The 18,348-nt window shown below is 59.2% G+C and carries 15 protein-coding genes and 1 pseudogene; 10 read left to right on the top strand and 6 right to left on the bottom strand.

Going from position 1 to position 18,348, the window contains the following annotated elements; genetic code table 11:
- Positions 1–29: 29 nt before the first annotated feature.
- Positions 30–1,130 carry a bifunctional diaminohydroxyphosphoribosylaminopyrimidine deaminase/5-amino-6-(5-phosphoribosylamino)uracil reductase RibD gene (gene ribD / locus ABRP31_RS01660; protein ID WP_349972378.1) on the bottom strand — a complete coding sequence of 367 codons (1,101 nt, stop codon included), beginning with the start codon at positions 1,128–1,130 and terminating at the stop codon, positions 30–32.
- A 41-nt stretch (positions 1,131–1,171) separates the two neighbouring features.
- Positions 1,172–1,636: a transcriptional regulator NrdR gene (gene nrdR, locus ABRP31_RS01655; RefSeq protein WP_027901698.1), complete on the bottom strand. Its 465-nt coding sequence runs from the start codon at positions 1,634–1,636 to the stop codon at positions 1,172–1,174.
- Between the two features lie 216 nt (positions 1,637–1,852).
- On the opposite strand from nrdR, the gene ABRP31_RS01650 reads away from it, so the two are divergent.
- From ABRP31_RS01650 to trxA, 3 genes are all read left to right on the top strand, one after another.
- Positions 1,853–2,305, top strand: a complete 453-nt coding sequence (locus ABRP31_RS01650) for a hypothetical protein (RefSeq protein WP_349972350.1) — start codon at positions 1,853–1,855, stop codon at positions 2,303–2,305.
- On the top strand, positions 2,302–3,018 hold the full coding sequence (locus tag ABRP31_RS01645) for a 50S ribosomal protein L11 methyltransferase (RefSeq protein WP_349972348.1): 717 nt from the start codon (positions 2,302–2,304) through the stop codon (positions 3,016–3,018). Before ABRP31_RS01650 ends, ABRP31_RS01645 begins: the two co-directional genes overlap by 4 nt.
- Positions 3,019–3,159: 141 nt before the next feature.
- On the top strand, positions 3,160–4,032 hold the full coding sequence (trxA, locus tag ABRP31_RS01640; RefSeq protein ID WP_349972347.1) for a thioredoxin: 873 nt from the start codon (positions 3,160–3,162) through the stop codon (positions 4,030–4,032).
- Positions 4,033–4,042: 10 nt separating this feature from the next.
- Here the strand turns inward: trxA and ABRP31_RS01635 are convergent, their stop codons facing one another.
- Complete coding sequence (locus ABRP31_RS01635) at positions 4,043–4,399, bottom strand: hypothetical protein (RefSeq protein ID WP_349972346.1); 357 nt, start codon at positions 4,397–4,399, stop codon at positions 4,043–4,045.
- A gap of 579 nt (positions 4,400–4,978) precedes the next feature.
- On the opposite strand from ABRP31_RS01635, the gene ABRP31_RS01630 reads away from it, so the two are divergent.
- From ABRP31_RS01630 to ABRP31_RS01605, 6 genes are all read left to right on the top strand, one after another.
- Complete coding sequence (locus ABRP31_RS01630; protein ID WP_349972345.1) at positions 4,979–5,173, top strand: hypothetical protein; 195 nt, start codon at positions 4,979–4,981, stop codon at positions 5,171–5,173.
- 214 nt (positions 5,174–5,387) lie between these two features.
- Complete coding sequence (locus ABRP31_RS01625) at positions 5,388–5,975, top strand: DUF2796 domain-containing protein (RefSeq protein ID WP_087267494.1); 588 nt, start codon at positions 5,388–5,390, stop codon at positions 5,973–5,975.
- A 72-nt stretch (positions 5,976–6,047) separates the two neighbouring features.
- Positions 6,048–6,758 carry an ABC transporter ATP-binding protein gene (locus ABRP31_RS01620; RefSeq protein WP_349972344.1) on the top strand — a complete coding sequence of 237 codons (711 nt, stop codon included), beginning with the start codon at positions 6,048–6,050 and terminating at the stop codon, positions 6,756–6,758.
- Between the two features lies 1 nt (position 6,759).
- Positions 6,760–8,025, top strand: a complete 1,266-nt coding sequence (locus tag ABRP31_RS01615; RefSeq protein ID WP_349972343.1) for an ABC transporter permease — start codon at positions 6,760–6,762, stop codon at positions 8,023–8,025.
- A gap of 11 nt (positions 8,026–8,036) precedes the next feature.
- On the top strand, positions 8,037–8,558 hold the full coding sequence (locus ABRP31_RS01610) for a DUF3299 domain-containing protein (RefSeq protein WP_349972342.1): 522 nt from the start codon (positions 8,037–8,039) through the stop codon (positions 8,556–8,558).
- A gap of 104 nt (positions 8,559–8,662) precedes the next feature.
- The gene (locus tag ABRP31_RS01605; protein WP_349972341.1) at positions 8,663–9,349 is read left to right on the top strand and encodes an OmpW family outer membrane protein; all 687 of its coding nucleotides are present in this window, start codon (positions 8,663–8,665) and stop codon (positions 9,347–9,349) included.
- 166 nt (positions 9,350–9,515) lie between these two features.
- Here the strand turns inward: ABRP31_RS01605 and ABRP31_RS01600 are convergent, their stop codons facing one another.
- Positions 9,516–10,445, bottom strand: coding sequence for an NAD-dependent epimerase/dehydratase family protein (locus tag ABRP31_RS01600; RefSeq protein WP_349972340.1), 930 nt, complete (start codon positions 10,443–10,445; stop codon positions 9,516–9,518).
- Entirely contained in the window at positions 10,438–11,322 is an 885-nt protein-coding gene (locus ABRP31_RS01595; RefSeq protein WP_095100549.1) for a sugar nucleotide-binding protein, read from the bottom strand. Before ABRP31_RS01595 ends, ABRP31_RS01600 begins: the two co-directional genes overlap by 8 nt.
- 249 nt (positions 11,323–11,571) lie before the next feature.
- Between ABRP31_RS01595 and ABRP31_RS01590 the strand changes: the two are divergent.
- Positions 11,572–15,894, top strand: a pseudogene (locus tag ABRP31_RS01590) (DEAD/DEAH box helicase).
- A gap of 276 nt (positions 15,895–16,170) precedes the next feature.
- Here the strand turns inward: ABRP31_RS01590 and ABRP31_RS01585 are convergent.
- The gene (locus ABRP31_RS01585; protein ID WP_349972339.1) at positions 16,171–18,336 is read right to left on the bottom strand and encodes a mechanosensitive ion channel family protein; all 2,166 of its coding nucleotides are present in this window, start codon (positions 18,334–18,336) and stop codon (positions 16,171–16,173) included.
- Between the last annotated feature and the right edge of the window lie 12 nt (positions 18,337–18,348).

Below are 18,348 nucleotides of genomic sequence, written 5' to 3'. Positions count from 1 at the left end.
AGCCCAGCGCGCTGAGCGAAAGGCGGAAATTATACGCCGGGTGCGAGCTTGGGGGTTGCAATGACTCGCCAGTCATCACCGACAGCTCGGATGTCCACGATTTTTAGCTCAAAAGCCTCGCTCATCTGCGCCAGCGGCAAGTCGAGCAAAGGCCGGGCGGAAGAACCGAGGAACTTGCCCGCGACGAAAATCTGGAATTCATCCACCAGCCCCAGGCGAGTAAACGCCCCGGCGAGTCGCGGGCCCGCTTCGATCAGTACGTCGTTGATGCCACGAGCGGCCAGGTCGACCAGCAACTTGCGCAGATCTACATGACCACCGCTTCCGGCAAGGGCCAACATGTCGTGGCCTTCATCGTGATAGCGCTCGCGGGCTGAAGCGGCAGCGCAGGTCACAACCAGTGCGTGCCCGGCCTGAAAGAACGGCGCATCCAGCGGCACCCGCAAACGGCCGTCGATCAGCACCCGCAGCGGCGGACGCGTCATTGCCAGTGCGGTGAGTTCGGCATTCAGGCCCAACTCATCAGGGCGTACCGTCAGGCGGGCCTTGTCAGCCAGGACGGTATCAGCGCCAGTCAACACGACACTTGATTGCGCACGCAGACGTTGTACTGCCCCACGCGCAGCCGGGCCGGTGATCCATTGGCTTTCGCCACTGGCCATGGCGGTGCGGCCGTCCAGGCTCATGGCGAGCTTGACCGTCACATACGGCAAGCCTTTGATCATGCGCTTGAGAAAGCCTTTGTTCAGCGCCCGCGCTTCGTCTTCCAGCACCCCGCATTGCACCGAAATACCGGCGTTCATCAAACGCAGCAAGCCACGCCCGGCCACATCGGGATTGGGGTCCTGCATGGCAGCGACCACTCGCGCCACGCCAGCATCGACCAGCGCATCGGCGCACGGCGGCGTACGGCCATGGTGGCTGCAAGGTTCCAGGGTCACATAAGCGGTCGCGCCGTGGGCCTTGTCACCCGCCTGACGCAGCGCATGCACTTCGGCATGTGGCTCGCCAGCCCGGGCGTGCCAGCCTTCGCCGACAATCTGCCCATCGCGCACAATCACGCAGCCGACACGCGGGTTGGGGTGGGTGGAGTAAATCCCTTTGCGCGCCAGCTCCAGCGCACGTGCCATGTAATGGGTGTCCAGCGCGGTTTGCTCAGTCAACGAAGCACTCACTCTTTAGCTGGCTCGCGAGCCAGGCGATCGATTTCTTCGCGAAATTCGTTGAGGTCCTGAAAACGCCTGTAAACAGAAGCAAAGCGGATATACGCCACTTCGTCGAGCTTTTGCAGTTCGCCCATGACCAGATTGCCCACTACCAGCGACTTGACCTCGCGTTCGCCGGTCGCGCGCAGCTTGTGCTTGATGTGTACCAGCGCCGCCTCCAGACGTTCGACGCTGACCGGGCGCTTCTCAAGGGCACGCTGCATACCGGCGCGCAGCTTCTCTTCATCGAAGGGCTGGCGGCTGCCGTCTTGCTTGATCAGGCGCGGGAGCACCAGTTCGGCTGTTTCGAACGTCGTGAAACGCTCACCGCACGCCAGGCATTCGCGACGACGACGAACTTGATCGCCCTCGGCAACAAGGCGGGAATCGATGACTTTGGTGTCGTTGGCACCGCAGAAGGGACAGTGCATGGTGGCAGGCAACAAAAGTAGGAAGGGCCGCCATGGTAGCGCATCCCGCCGGCAAGACAAGTCTTGGGCTTTGCGCTATATAGACGCGCATCTGACGCAGTGTTCGGCGATACTGCGCGCTATTGGGCTATTTACCGGCGTTTGCGGGTAATTTAGCGTTGCCGTCATTGAGCGGTTGCTGTTGTCCTTCGTATTGATTTTTTGTTGGAGCTGTTCATGACGCTACGACCGCTGATGTTGATCGGCCTGATCGGCCTGCTCGCTGCTTGCAGCAGCAATGAGACACCTGAACCCGTCCCGGCCAAACCGGCCTCAGCGCCTGTCGCCAAAGTGCCGGCCGGTCCTGGCCCCTTGCAGCCGTTCCAGCGTGAGCTGAGTGGGCAATTGCTGGGCGTACCGGCTGGTGCCGAAGTCGAACTGGCACTGTTGGTGATCGACGAACGCGGTCGCCCGCAAAAACTCCTGACCAGCACCAAACTGCAGGGGAACAATCAGTCGCTACCATTCCAGCTGCGTTTCAACCCGGAAGCCTTTCCGGTGGGTCAGCGCGTTGAACTGCGCGGCCGTGCCAGCAAGTCCGGGCAATTGATCCTGCATCTGCCGTCGATGCGTATTGAACAACCCGTCACACAAGCGCTGGGGCCTTTGCAGTTCGAAACTGCGCCATGATTGCACCGCAACACCTGCAACAGGCGCTCAGCGAATTGCTGGGCGATGCGCAACTGGTCGCTACAGCTCTGCCAGACACCGACTTGCGGCTGTGGCTGATCGACGCCGATAACATGGATCGTGCCTTCAGCCCCGAAGAAACCCGACGCATTCTTGAAGAGCCGCCGTACTGGAGTTTCTGCTGGGCCAGCGGCCTGGCGCTGGCCCGGTTTCTGGCAGAGCAACCGCATTGGGTCGCTGGTAAGCGAGTGCTGGATTTTGGCGCAGGTTCAGGTGTGGCGGGAATTGCGGCAGTCAAAGCGGGCGCTCTTGAAGTGGTGGCCTGTGATCTTGACCCTCTGGCCCTTGAAGCCTGCCGCGCCAATGCAGAGCTGAACGGCGTGCAGTTAAGCTACTCGGCTGACTTCTTTGCCGAAGCGGATCGCTTCGATTTGATCATCGTCGCCGACGTGCTCTACGACCGGGCCAACTTGCCGCTGCTGGACCAGTTCCTCAGTCGCGGGCGGCAAGCATTGGTGGCGGATTCGAGAGTGCGGGATTTTCAGCATCCACAATATGGACGCCTGGATATCTTTGAAGCGCATACGCTGCCGGATCTGGCGGAGCCCCATGAGTTTCGCAAGGTGAGCCTCTACCACGCTGAGCGAGTTGAAATGCAATCCCCTGTGGGAGCGGTGCTTGCCCGCGATAAGGCTGGACGCGGTTCACTTTAGATCGCGTCGTTCCTATCGCGGGCAAGCACCGCTCCCACATGATCACCGCTCCCACAAGGAAGTGCTTCGCCTGCAACGCCGCTTTGCGCAAACCCAAGCGCCCTTTATAGTTGGCCCCATTCAGATACCCCGAGATTCGCAATGAACCAGGACACTACCTACATCTTCGACGCTACGGCGGCGACCTTTCAGCAACTGGTCATCGACAAGTCTTTCGACCAACCGGTGCTGGTGGATTTCTGGGCCGAATGGTGCGCGCCCTGCAAAGTGCTGATGCCCCTGCTCGCGCAGATCACCGAGAGCTATCAGGGTGAATTGCTGTTGGTGAAAGTCGATTGCGACGCCGAGCAAGACATCGTCGCCCGCTTCGGTATCCGTAGCCTGCCGACGGTGGTGTTGTTCAAGGACGGCCAGCCCATTGACGGCTTCACCGGCGCTCAGCCTGAATCAGAGATCCGCAAGATTCTCGACCAGCACGTGGTCATGCCTGCGCCAGTCGCCACTGACCCGCTGAAACTGGCTCAGGAAATGTTCGCTGAAAGCCACTTCGCTGAAGCCGAAGCTGCGCTGCAACAGATCCTGACCGAAGACAACACCAATGCGGCAGCGCTGATTCTTTACGCACGCTGCCTGGCGGAGCGCGGTGAGCTGGGCGAAGCACGGCAAGTCCTGGACGCGGTGAAAACCGACGATCACAAAGCTGATCTGGCCGGTGCCCGTGCGCAACTGACCTTCCTGGCTGAGGCCAAGGCCTTCCCGGATGCAGCAGACCTCAAGGCTCGACTGGCGCAAAACCCGCTGGATGACGAAGCCGTGCATCAACTGGCGATTCAGCAACTGGCCCGCCAGCAATACGAAGCGGCGCTGGAAGGCTTGTTGAAGCTGTTCATCCGCAACCGCAACTACGCCGACGGCCTGCCACACAAAACCCTGCTGCAAGTCTTCGACCTGTTGGGCAACGACCATCCACTGGTCACCGCCTATCGTCGCAAGTTGTTTGCTGCGCTGTACTAAGCGTCTGTCATCAGGCGTCTGTATTGACCCAGCTGTAGAGCGGCGCGTCCTGCCCGCTCTCGACCTTGACTTGCGAACTGTGGCGCAAGCGCACTAACAGGCGCTTGCCCGCCGCCGTACTGCCAGTCAGACCTTCCAGTTGATCCAGCAACTCCGGCCCATTGATCTGCCCGGCCTTGCGCAGCAGGTCCAGCGCGATCTGCCAGATCTTGTCGTCCTGGCTTGCAGGTTTGCTGACCACGGCTGCGGCGGTGGCTTCAGGTTTGGCGGCTTTGAGTTGAGCGCCGAGCTGCGCCCAATCGCCTTCGTCCAGCTCCAGGGTCAAATCCACCGGCCAATCGCCAACGGTTCCACGAATACGCAACATGGGTGCTTCCTCTTTTTTTGCAGGGGGACATGCTCGCATAGATTCATCTTTTTGCGCTGGGCTGTAGACGCTGCCGAAGGCTGCGAATTCGGCATGCCATGAGATTGCTTCGCAGCCTTCGGCAGCTCCTACAGGGATCAGCGGTATTTCTGATCTCCTTCCGCAAATTCACCACAAAGGGCCAGTACTCCGCTGGACCTGTGGGAGCAGAGCTTGCTCGCGATACAGGCGCCGCAAATGTCAGGTCGATCGAGTCCAGTCTTATCGCGGGCAAGCCCTGCTCCCACAGGGATCCGTGTTCAGGCAGAGACCATTCCTACATTCTGAATCGCTGTTGTTACCTCGTGGATCGCGTCCCGCGTCGGTAATGTGCGCCGGTCGTTGCAGCAGCAGCGAACGGGTTTCGCAGCCTGAGCAGTGCATACCCTCAGCACCAAATCTATATGGCGGCTGTACTTGGGACACCTTCGGGTGTGCCGGGTTGGGTGTGCTCGGTCTGCGAACCCATGTACAGCTGCCACCCAGCGTTTCGCAGCGTTTGAAGGCAGCTCTTGGATCACATCTACCTCGAGCTTAACCATGAAATCAAAAAGAAAATCTCACCACCCCATCGACTGCCTCCACGAAGCCAGAACCCAAGGCTTCGCCTACCTCACGCCCGATGAACATCGCCTGATAGAACCCCTGCGCTGGACCAGTCATGGCGGGCGGGCAATTATTTACACACTGGCTCAAGACCTGCGCCGGGCGCGGCCTTGGGAACAGCGCGTTTAACGATTGGAATACATACCCCCCTGTAGGAGCGAGCTTGCTCGCGATGGCGATCGGTCAGCTATACAAATGTTCGACAAGCACACCGAATCGCGAGCAAGCTCGCTCCTACAGAGACTTCATCGCTCCCTGAACCAAATTCCAGCTCACGCCTGCGACATTAATTGTTATAAGATCACATAACGATCTTTATCCCGTCATGTCCGGAGTCTGTTTTATGCGCCGTCTGCTGCTCGCTTTGCCCTTGGCCCTGCTTCCTCTCGCAATGGTTAATGCAGCCCCTGAGCATGATCACGACCATGAACACGGCAGCCTCGGCGCGCATGAGCATGGCGTGGGCCGACTGGACGTCGCATTGGTTGGCGGCACGCTGGAGTTCGAACTGGACAGCCCGGCCATGAACCTTGTCGGTTTTGAGCATCTGGCCACCAGCGCTGAAGACAAGGCCAAAGTCGCCGCTGCCAAAGATATCCTGCTCAAGCCCCACGCACTGTTCAACATTCCGGAAGCCGCCGAGTGCAACGTGGTTGCCCAGAAGCTGGAAAGCCCATTGTTCGGTGACAAGCCTGATGCTGACGCAGGCCACGATCACGATGCCAAAGACGCCCACGATGAGCACGAGCACAGCGAAATCCATGGCACTTACAAATTCACGTGTAAGGTCCCGGCCGTACTGAAAACCCTCGACCTGTCGACCATCTTCAAGTCGTTCCCGGGCACCGAAAAACTTCAAGTGCAGTTGATTTCGCCCAAAGGTCAGTCGGGTGCCGAAGTACGTCCGAGCAATCCAAGCCTGAAATTCTGATTCAGCTATTGTTGAAAACCGACCGGGCTTGCCCGGTCGTTTGATTTCCATACCGGCGGATTCACACTGGCCATGACTCAAGCACTGATCGAACTGTCCAACCTTGGCTTCACCTGGCCAGGGCACGCGCAATTGCTGGATATCCCGGCGTTTCGGCTGGAGCCGGGCGAAACGCTGTTTCTCAAAGGTCCCAGCGGTAGCGGCAAGACGACGTTACTGGGTTTGCTGGGCGGCGTGCAGAAACCCAATCGCGGCAGCATTCGCCTGCTGGGCCAGGAGCTCACCGAACTCTCATCCGGCGAGCGTGATCGTTTTCGCGTCAATCACACCGGCTATATCTTCCAGCAGTTCAACCTGCTGCCGTTTCTGTCGGTGAGGGAGAACGTCGAACTGCCATGTCACTTCTCCAAAGTCCGCGCCGATCGTGCGAAACAGCGCCACGGCAGCGTGGAAAGTGCCGCCGTCACGCTACTCGCTCACCTGGGTTTGAAAGACCCGCAAATGCTTAGCCGCCGCGCCGACTCGTTGTCCATCGGTCAACAGCAGCGAGTGGCAGCCGCCCGCGCCTTGATCGGCCAGCCAGAGCTGGTGATCGCTGACGAACCGACTTCGGCACTCGACACCGACGCACGGGAAGCCTTCATCAAATTGTTGTTCGCCGAATGCCGCGAAGCAGGCAGCAGCCTGTTGTTCGTCAGCCATGACCAGAGCCTGGCACCGCTGTTCGACCGCAGCCTGTCGTTGTCCGAACTCAATCGCGCCGCCGTCGCCGCAGAGGTTTGAGATGTATTTGTTTCGCCTAGCCATGGCCAGTCTGGCTAACCGCCGTTTCACTGCCTTCCTCACCGCATTTGCCATTGCCTTGTCGGTGTGCCTGTTGCTGGCCGTCGAGCGCGTGCGCACCGAAGCCCGGGCCAGTTTCGCCAGTACTATCAGCGGCACCGATCTGATCGTCGGTGCGCGCTCCGGCTCGATCAATCTGCTGCTGTACTCAGTCTTCCGGATCGGCAACGCCACCAACAATATTCGCTGGGACAGCTTTGAGGAGATCGCGCAGAGCAAACAGGTGAAATGGGCGATTCCGATTTCCCTAGGGGACTCCCATCGCGGCTATCGGGTGATGGGCACCAACGAAAACTACTTCGAGCATTATCAGTTTGGGCGCCAGCAACATCTGGAGCTCGCCCAGGGTCGGGCCTTTGCGACGGACCCCTTTGAGGTGGTGCTCGGCGCCGAAGTGGCCGATGCCTTGAAATACAAACTGGATGACAAACTGGTGCTGGCCCACGGCGTGGCGGCGATCAGTCTGGTCAAACACGACGACAAACCGTTTACCGTGGTCGGTATTCTCAAGCGCACCGGCACGCCGGTGGATCGTACGTTGCACATCAGCCTCGGCGGCATGGAAGCGATCCATATTGACTGGCAAAACGGCGCGCCTGCTCACGGCAATGGACGTATTTCTGCTGATCAGGCTCGCAACATGGACCTGACGCCCAAAGCGATTACGGCGTTCATGCTGGGCTTGAACAGCAAGATCGCCACCTTCTCGATGCAGCGCCAGATCAACGAATTTCGCGGCGAGCCGTTGCTGGCGATCCTGCCCGGCGTGGCACTTCAGGAATTGTGGAGCCTGATGGGCACGGCCGAAAAAGCCTTGTTCGTGATTTCGCTATTCGTAGTCCTGACGGGTTTGATCGGCATGCTCACGGCCATTCTCACCAGCCTTAATGAGCGACGCAGAGAGATGGCAATTCTGCGCTCGGTCGGTGCACGTCCCTGGCATATCGCGACCCTGCTGATCATGGAAGCCTTCGCCCTTGCACTCGCGGGTGTGGTCAGTGGCATGGTTCTGTTATATATCGGCATTGCCGCCGCCCAAGGCTATGTGCAGAGCAATTACGGCCTATTCCTGCCGCTTTCGCTCCCGAGCGAATATGAATGGACGCTACTCGGTGGCATTCTGGCTGCCGCGTTGTTGATGGGGGTTGTGCCTGCTTGGCGCGCCTATCGGCAGTCGCTGGCTGATGGTTTGTCGATTCGTTTATGAGGACCTTGAACATGCGGCGCCTGTTGTTGCTTTTGCTGTTTTCGGTCAGTTCACCATTGTGGGCGGTCGAACCGAAGGTGCTGACCTGGGAAGAAATGATCCCGCCGGATGCGCCAAAAATCGCGCCGATCACGGCGCCCATTCATGACCTGTCAAAGCTGTCCGACGCGCTGTCAGTAGAGTCGGCGCCCGCCGCCCATCAACAAGCTCCCCACGCGCCAGTGGTCAAGGCGCTGGATGGTCAGAACGTGCGCTTGCCGGGTTATATCGTGCCGCTGGAAGTCAGCGAAGAAGGCCGGGTAATCGAGTTCTTGCTGGTGCCGTATTTCGGCGCGTGTATCCACGTGCCGCCACCGCCTTCGAACCAGATCGTGCATGTCACCAGCGAGCTGGGCGTGAAAGTTGAAGAGCTGTATCAGCCGTACTGGATTGAGGGACCGATGCAGGTCAAAGCCTCGACCAGTGAGTTGGCCGACGCGGGTTACAGCATGGAGGCTGACAAGATCCTGGTTTACGAGTTGCCCGAGAATTAAGTTTTGCGGGCTTCATTGCGATTTCATTGAGCTGTGTCAAAGCCTTGGTTCAGACGCTCCGTACCATTGGCGACAGACAACTTGAATCGCCTTTTGGAGCCCTCATGAACAAGACCCTGCTCAGCGCTTCCCTCTTTGCGCTGGCGCTCAGCGCCCCTTACGCCGCTCAGGCTTATGAGGCCGGTGACTTCATCGTTCGCGCCGGTGTCGCGCACGTTGAGCCGAATGAAGACAGCGGCGAGATCAAACTCGACGGCACTAAAGTCTCCGGCACCAAGGCGACCGTTGATGGCGAGAACCAGCTTGGCCTGACGTTCGGCTACATGATTACCCCGCACGTAGGTATCGAATTGCTGGCAGCTACCCCTTTCAGCCACACCGTTTCGGTCAAAGGCCTCGGCCCGGGCCTGGATGGCAAGCTGGCGGACGTGAAACAACTGCCACCGACCCTGTCGCTGCAGTACTACCCGATGGAAGCGTCGTCGAAATTTCAGCCATACGCGGGTGTCGGCATCAACTACACCACGTTCTTCGATACCGACCTGACCGGCAATCGCAAGAGCCAGGGCTTCAGCAACCTGAAGATGAAAGACTCCGTCGGCCTGGCAGCACAAGTCGGTATGGACTACATGCTGACCGACAACATTCTGGTTAACGCCTCGGTCTGGTATGTGGACATTGATACTGAAGCGACTGTCGACGGCCCTTCAGCACTGAGTGTTGGCAAGACCAAAGTGAGCGTGGACATTGATCCATGGGTTTACATGGTGGGTGTGGGTTATAAGTTTTAAGACGCGGCGCACACTGGACCTGTAGGAACTGCCGAAGGCTGCGATGCATTTGTTCTGGCGCACCGCGATCGCAGCCTTCGGCAGCTCCTACAGGTCAACGGTTTGCAGTAACCGCCCAAAAAAAAAGCACCTCAGAGGTGCTTTTTTTGTGGGTCTCGACTAGCTCTCAACGACCAAGCAATTTCGCCAGCCCGACCTTCAGCGGCGTTGGCTCACCCAGCGTAAACCGCTCCAGCAGGCGCTGATTGTTCGCTCTCGAGTGACGGATGTCGCCGGAGCGAGCCGTTTGATAGGTCACTTGCGGCTGCTTGCCCACCACGTCTGCCAACGCTGACAACAACTGGTTCAACGAGGTGGTCTCGTTCAGACCCACATTGATCGCGCCCGACTCGACGTGCGGCAGATCCAGCGCTTGGGTCAGCAACTTGACCACATCGCCCACATAGAAGAAATCCCGTGTTTGCTCACCGTCGCCAAACACGGCGATCGGCAGGCCTTTTACTGCGCGCTCGGCAAAAATGCTGATCACACCGGAATAAGGCGAGGAAGGATCCTGGCGTGGGCCGAAGATGTTGAAGAAACGAAAGATCACGGGCTCCAGACCATGCTGGCGGCCGTAGAAATCAAGGTAGTGCTCGCTGGACAGCTTGTCCGAGGCATAAGGCGTCAACGGCGCTTTAGGTGTGTCTTCGCTGATGGCTTCGCCTTCGCCATTATTCCCGTAGATCGCAGCGCTGGAGGCAAATACCACGCGTTTGATGCCTGCTTCACGCATGACCTCACACACGTTCAGCGTGCCGATGAAGTTGCTCTGGTGAGTACGCACAGGGTCATCCACCGAAGCCTGAACCGAGGCAACAGCCGCCAGATGCACAACCGCCTTGCAGCCCAATGCCGCCCGCTTGACCAGATCGGCATCGGCAACGTCACCTTCGATCAGCTCTATACGCGGGTTATCCAGCGGCAGGTTGCTGCGCTTGCCAGTAGAAAGGTCATCAAGGATACGCACCGCATGCCCTTGGGCCAGGAGTGCATCGGCTAGATTAGAGCCAATGAAACCGGCGCCGCCGGTAATCAAGACAGGAAGATCAGACATGACGGTAATAACGATCCAGAAGGCTCGGCAACCCGGCGCGCCATGCGCGAGGTTTGACGCCGAAGGTATGGAGAATTTTCTTGCAGGCCAGCACGCCATGTTGCGGCTCGTCAGCTGCGTCGGGACGTGCAGCATGAGCCTGCGCAGTCGGTGACTCTATCGCCAAAGAGTGCAGCAAACGGGCTTCGGTGAGAATCGCCTGCCCAAGCGCCAGCGGCGTGGTCGCCTCATGACCGGCGTAGTGGTAAGTGCCCCAGAGCGGCGCTTCGCAATCGAGCTGTTTGAGAACAGCGATCATGACCCGTGCAGCATCGTCTACCGGCGTCGGATTGCCACGTCGGTCGTCGGCCATCAACAGCTCTTCTGTCGATTCGGCACGTTTCAGAAAACGCCCCAACACACCCTCGGCGCTGTCATCGAGCAACCAGCCGAAACGCAGCAGCAGGTGTTGCGGGCAGGTGGCACGCACACTCTGCTCGATACGCAACAGCGCTTGGCCACGTGCACCCAACGGGACCGGCTCGTCTTTTTCACTGTAGGCAGTCGCCCGCGAACCATCGAAGACCCGATAGCTGGAAGGCTGCAGTAGAACAATGTTGTGGTGCTGGCACAGCTCGGCAAGGCGCTCAACAGAGCGTTCCTGACTGGACAGACGCGCGTCGCTTACGGATTCCGCCTGAAACCAGTCGAAATAGTAGGCAAGGTTGATCAAGGCATCGGGGCGGGTGTCATCAAGCAGTTGCGTCAGACTCGCTGCATCCCAGCCGTCTTGCGGTGGACGCGGTGCCAGGAAGCCAATGTCTTCCTCTGCACCCAGACGAATCAGCGCCTGCCCGAGGGCATTCCCGCCGCCCAACAGCATAAGGCGCATTCGCATAGAGTCAGCAGGCTCGGTATCAAATTCGGTTGGAATATTATGTGTAAAACGCCTGCAAACATATCACGTTGCCGCGCAACCCCCAACCGTTGAGGGCTGTGGGATTTTTCTGCTCTGCATGCAGGAATAGGATTAACCCTCAGGCGTAGCATTCCAGCTCAAAATGCGAGGGTTATAATTCTCGGCGCTCCCCCAGCCACCGATCAAAGGCGCTTGCATCTTCCCCTTGCCACCCTCATTAATTTGCCCATGAACTCCCCGCTTATTCCCGACCCCGCACTCGACGGTTTTCATCCGGCAGTCAGTGCCTGGTTCCGCAGTACCTTCCCTGCGGTAACGCCCGCTCAGGCGCAGGCGTGGCCGTTGATCAAGGCCCGGCGCTCGACGCTGATTGCCGCGCCCACCGGTTCAGGGAAAACCCTGACGGCATTTCTGGCTGTGCTCGATGAACTCGTGCATCAAGGCCTCGAACACGGCGGTGAATTACCCGAGCAAACCTTCGTGGTTTACGTTTCGCCGCTCAAGGCGCTGTCCAATGACATTCAGATCAACCTGCAAAATCCGCTGGCTGGCATTACTGAACAATTGCAGCGCATGAATTTGCCGCCACTGCGCATCAGCACTGCGGTACGAACCGGCGATACGCCGCAAAAAGAACGCGCCGCCATGCGCAAGACTGCGCCGCACATTCTGGTGACCACGCCCGAATCGCTTTACGTATTGCTCGGTTCTGACTCTGGCAGACGCATGCTCGCCAGCACACGGACGGTAATTGTCGACGAGATCCATGCCATCGCCGCCAGCAAGCGCGGCAGCCACCTGGCGCTGACACTGGAACGACTGCAAGCACTGTGCAGCGAGCCATTGCTGCGCATCGGTTTATCGGCGACGCAAAAACCTATCGAACTAGTGTCGCGCTTTCTGGTGGGCGCGGACCCGATTGAGCGTCCGTGCGCCATTGTCGATATCGGCCATGCACGGCCCCGTGATCTGGGGATCGAAGTACCGCCTGTGCCCTTGGGGCCGGTCATGTCCAATGATGTCTGGGAACTGGTCTACGACCGCCTTGCCGAGTTGGCGCGCGAGCACCGGACCACGCTGATTTTCGTCAACACCCGACGCATGGCTGAGCGCATGGCGCGACACTTGAGTGACCGCCTGAGCAGAGAGGCTGTGGCGGCGCACCATGGCAGCCTTGCCAAGGAGCAACGGCTTGATGCCGAGCAGCGTCTCAAGCGCGGCGATTTGCAGGTACTGATCGCAACGGCGTCTCTGGAGCTGGGCATCGATATCGGCGATGTCGATCTGGTGTGTCAGATTGCGTCGCCGCGCTCCATTTCGGCGTTTCTGCAACGGGTCGGACGTTCCGGGCACCACGTCGGTGGGACGCCCAAAGGCCGGCTGTTTGCTACCTCTCGCGACGACCTGATCGAATGTGCCGCGCTGCTCGATTGCGTGCGACGTGGCGAGCTGGATATTTTGCAGATCCCAAAAGCGCCGCTGGACGTGCTCGCACAACAAATCGTCGCTGAAGTCAGCTTGCAGGAATGGCACGAAGACGCGCTGCTGGAAATGTTTCGTCGAGCGTCGCCCTACGCCGGGCTGGACGCCGACCACTACCAGGCACTGTTGAGCATGTTGGCCGAAGGCTATAGCGGAAGTCAGGGCGTGCGCGGCGCCTACCTGCATCGCGATGCCATGACCCGCACAGTACGAGGTCGACGAGGTAGCAAACTGACCGCTGTCACAAGCGGCGGCACGATCCCGGACAACGCCGACTACAGCGTGATTCTTGAGCCGCAGGCGCTGAACATTGGCACCGTCAACGAAGACTTCGCGGTCGAGAGCATCGCTGGAGACATCTTCCAGTTGGGCAATACGTCTTACCGCATCCTGCGCATCGAAAGCGGCCGCGTACGCGTTGAAGACGCACAAGGCCAGCCGCCCAATATCCCCTTCTGGATGGGTGAAGCACCGGGCAGAAGCGATGAGTTGTCGTTTGCCGTGGCACGCTTGCAAGGTCAGATTGACGAACTGTTAAGCGCCCACCCCGGTGATCTGCAGCCGTGTACTGACTGGCTGATCGACACTCTGGGGTTGAGTCTGGCGAGTGCCGAGCAATTGGTGGATTATCTGGCGCGAACTCGCTCGGTGTTGACTGCACTGCCGTCGCAAGACACGTTGATCATGGAGCGCTTTTTCGACGAGTCCGGCGGCACCCAATTGATCATCCACACGCCATTCGGCAGCCGACTCAATCGTGCCTGGGGCCTGGCGTTGCGCAAACGCTTCTGCCGCACGTTCAATTTCGAGCTTCAAGCCGCCGCCAGTGAAGATGCAATCGTGCTGTCGCTGTCCACCAGTCATAGCTTTGAGCTGGATGAAGTGTGGCGTTATCTGAACACCAACACAGCTGAACATCTGCTGATTCAGGCGGTGCTGGATGCGCCACTGTTCGGCGTGCGCTGGCGCTGGAATGCCGGAACTGCGCTGGCGCTACCCCGTTACACCGGCGGACGTAAAGTCGCGCCGCAGTTGCAGCGCATGAAAAGCGAAGACCTGATCGCGACGGTGTTCCCCGATCAGATCGCCTGCCTGGAAAATATCGTCGGCGAACGCGAAGTGCCGAATCATCCTTTGGTGGAGCAAACCCTCAACGATTGCCTGCACGAAGCGATGGACGCTGAGGGCTGGCTCAATCTTCTGCGGCGCATGGAAAAGGGTGAGGTCCGGCTGATTGCCCGCGACCTACCCGCACCGTCGCCGCTGGCCGCCGAAATTCTCAACGCCCGGCCTTACGCCTTTCTCGACGACGCCCCATTGGAGGAACGTCGCACCCAAGCCGTACTCAACCGGCGCTGGAGTGATCCGCAATCTTCGGACGATCTCGGCGCACTGGATGCCGACGCCATCGCGGCAGTCAACGAACAGGCCTGGCCCCAACCGCAGAACGCCGACGAGATGCATGAAGCGTTGATGAGTCTGAGTTGCGTCAGCAACGCGGAGGCTGGGGCAAATAAGGATTGGCTTAAATGGCTGGAGTCTTTGGCCCGCTCCGGACGCGCCACGCGTTTCGAGGTCGGTGCCGATCAAATATTGTGGGCGCCTTTGGAGCGCCTGACTTGCCTACAGGCGATTTATCCACAGGCGCCCATGCATCCACCGCTAAGCGCCCTGCCCGGCTTCGATGACGCATGGGAAACCGATGAAGCGATCGTTGAAGTGGTGCGCGCCCGCTTGAGCGGCTTTGGCCCGATGCCAACTCGCGACATCGCCGAGCCGTTGGCGTTGAGCGCCAGCAGCGTGGCTCAGGCGCTGGCACGGCTGGAGAGCGAAGGCTACGTGCTGCGCGGGCGCTTCAGCCCCGGCGCCAACGAGGACCAATGGTGCGAGCGACATTTGCTGGCAAGGATTCATCGGTACACCGTCAAGCGACTGCGCCGGGAAATCGAGCCGGTGTCTTTGCAAGACTTCATGCGTTTTCTATTCGACTGGCAGCATTTGTCCGCGACTACTCGCAGCCAAGGCCGAACAGCGCTGCCGGAAATCATCAGTCAGCTTGAGGGCTTCAGTGCTGCCGCCGGGGCTTGGGACAGCGACTTGCTGTCGGCCCGGATCAAGGATTACTCGTCACTCTGGCTCGATGAAATCTGCCGCTCGGGCAAGGTGGTCTGGACACGACTCGCGGCCAGCAGCAAAACCGGCGCGGTGGCGCTGCGCAGCACGCCGATTGTGCTGCTGCCCCGTGGCCAAGTCAGTTTATGGAGCGGTCTGACCGAGCAGCCGGAGCCCGACGAGTTATCGCCGAAGGCACAGAAAGTACATGCGGCACTGACCCAACACGGCGCGATGTTTTTTGACGAACTGGTAACCGAAGCGCATTTGTTGCGCGCGGAACTTGAAATCGCGCTGCAAGAGTTGGTGGCTGCCGGACTCGTGAATGCTGACAGCTTTGCCGGTCTCCGTGCCTTGATCACTCCCGCCAGCAAGCGCTCAGCGCACACCAGTCGGCGTAATCGCGGGGCGTTTTTTGGCGGCATGGACGATGCCGGGCGTTGGGCGCTGCTGAAACGTTCGACGCGCCCCGCCGCTATCGCCAACAAGCGCCCGCAGCCTGTAGACCCACAGGTCCTGGAGCACGTCGCGATGACACTGCTGCGCCGCTATGGTGTGGTGTTCTGGCGTCTACTGGAGCGCGAAGCCGACTGACTGCCAAGCTGGCGGGAATTGCTGCGTACCTTTCATAGGCTCGAAGCTCGCGGGGAAATTCGCGGCGGGCGCTTCGTCAGTGGCCTGGCGGGCGAGCAATTCGCACTGTCTGAAGCCATCCCGGTGCTGCGCGAAATTCGCAAGCGGCCACTGGATGGCAGCCTGATCAGCCTCAGCGCTGTTGACCCGCTAAACCTGATAGGCACGCTGTTACCGGGCAGCAAAGTCCCGGCGCTGGTGGGCAATCGGCTGGTGTATCGCGATGGTATTCCGGCTGCAGCAGTTATTGCGGGCAAACCCCAGTATTGGCTGGAGCTGGATCAGGAAGCGATGGCGCAAGTGCGGGACAGGTTGTTGCGCTGAACGAAAAAAGCACCAACTGCTGTGGGAGCTGCCAAAACGTCCCTGACACCGCGCTGTCTCGCGCCCAACGGTGGACCTGTAGGAGCGTACGCGCACCGCGAGGTCGCGATAGCGGTATATCAGACAGACCGCCATCGCTGCCTCGCGGTGCTCGTGAGTTCCTACAGAATACATTTCAATTCAGTGGGCTTGCCCGCGATGAGGGATGACTCGTCAGGCAGCTGCTGCGCGATGCCCCAATCGGGGGAGCAAGCTTCGCTCCCACAAGGAAAAAGGTTAGACGGGTTTAACCGGCGGACTCTCCGAGCCATCGACGTTCACCACATTGCCTTTGCCTGACGCCGGTTGCGCATCTCTGTCGACAGAAAGCGGCTGCACTTGCCCGGCACTTGGGCTGATGACCGTTTGTGGGTAAGTTTGCGCAAAGCGAACGTCATCGGATTTATCCACAAGCTTTTTCAATCGCTCGTTGAACGCACGACCCACACTGTATTGCCCGCCGGATGAGGTCCGGAACTGAGCGGTGAGCACTACGCCGTTGAGGTCCATGCGATCCACACCGAAGACTTCCAATGGCCCTTGCAGATTGCTTTTGAGCAGGATGTCTTCAGTGATCGACTGGCCAACTTCGCGAATCAAAGACAGCGCGCTGTCGATGTCGGAATCATAGGTGAACTGCACCGAGAAGAACGCGTAAGCAAATTGCCGGGACTGGTTGGTCACTGCCTTGATCTGGCCGAACGGCACCGAATGCACAAAACCCTTACCGTCACGCAGACGCACAGTACGGATGGTCAGGCTTTCAACCGTGCCCGAGTGGCCGGTGCTGAGCACCACCCAATCGCCAATGGAAAACGTGTCTTCAATAATGATGAACAGACCGGTAATGACATCCTGCACCAATTGCTGGGAGCCAAAACCAATTGCCAGACCGACCACACCCGCACCCGCCAGCAGTGGCGCGACGTTAATGCCAAGGTTGGCCATGGTGGTGATGGCGCAGATGACCACCAGAATAATTTTTATCGCGTTACGCAGCAGCGGCAGAATGGTCTTGATCCGCGTACTCGGCTGACGAGACGAGCGATGATTGAGCGGCGCTTTCAATGCTTCCTGAATAGCAGTGTCGAGCACCACCCACAGCATCCAGGTGACCATGAAGATCAGGCCAATGCTGCTCAGCGACTCACCGATGGCTCGGCCCAGACTGTTGCTTTGAGCAAATTCAAAGAGCGAAAAACCCCAGATCTGGCCCAGGATTTCAATAAACGCCACTGCCAGAATAATCCGCGCCACCCCATGCGCCAGATTCAGCAACCGTGCTTTGTAGATATGCCCACCACGCCCTTCAACGGTGGTGGGCTTGAACAGATGCTGGAAAACCGTACTCAAGAACACCGTGGCAATTAGCAATACCGTCGTGAACAAGGCGCAACGCAGGGCCTTCTGACTGTCTTCGCCTGCACCGATCAGGTTCACCGCAGACACCAGAATCATCAGCAGAATCGGCAAGTACCACAGGTTTGAGAACACCTTCAGGGATTCTTGTAGCGCCGGTCGGGCCAGACGACTGCTCAGCGAGCGATTGCGTATCAGGTGCGCGATGGGACGACGCACCTTGATCACCAACATGCAGAACACGACTGACGCAAACAACCCGGTAAACACTGCAACGCTGGTGGTGACGTTATTGCCGATCTGGCGAGCGATCTGCGGGCTGGTCAAAGCGTCACTCAGGGCAGCCATGAAACCGATGACAAAAAGCGGCTTCGGGCTGAAGCGGCGAATCATTCGCACCGCAGCGCGCTTATGCCCGTAGTTGAACATGACGATCACGCACAACAACACCGAAGTGGAGAAGATACCGCTACTGGTCGAATACGCCAGACACAGCGCCAGCGCGCGCCCCACCGAGGCCGTCAGGAAGTGACTGGCGTATAGCGTCAGTGGCAGGCTGATCAACGCAGGCAAGGTGTACGGCAATACATAACCAAGCAGCGCCTGACTGCGCTCACGGACCTTAAAAAACGGGCGGCGGTTGAGACGCATGGCAACGAAACTGCCAAGGGTAGTCAACGCGGCAAATGCGCCGATCCATACGACGGACAGCATCAGGAAGTCGCCGACAACGCCCCACTTGGAACGCGAGGTTGGTTTGTTGACCAGCTTGTCCAGCTCATCGGCTGCCCGGTCAGCACGTAAGCGCCAGCTGTCGAGCAGGCGGCCATCCAGTGACAGGGCTTCCTGCACATCATCAATACTGGAACTGATCACCCCGAGTAATCCGCCCTGCACGAGGATTTCCGGTGCAGCGGGCGCCTCGGCGTTGTCCGGCGCTGCATCGGCGGCGGGAGCGGCAGCCGCTTGCTCGGCAGCCTGCAAGTTGAAGCTGCCAGCAAATAGCAGCGTGCAAAGCAGGACGATGGACTTGAAATTCAACAAAACGCGGGGCAC

Origin of the sequence: Pseudomonas caspiana, assembly GCF_040224095.2 — a bacterium.
GTDB classification, from domain to species: Bacteria; Pseudomonadota; Gammaproteobacteria; order Pseudomonadales; family Pseudomonadaceae; genus Aquipseudomonas; species Aquipseudomonas caspiana.
This window is presented reverse-complemented; position numbering and strand designations above follow the sequence as displayed.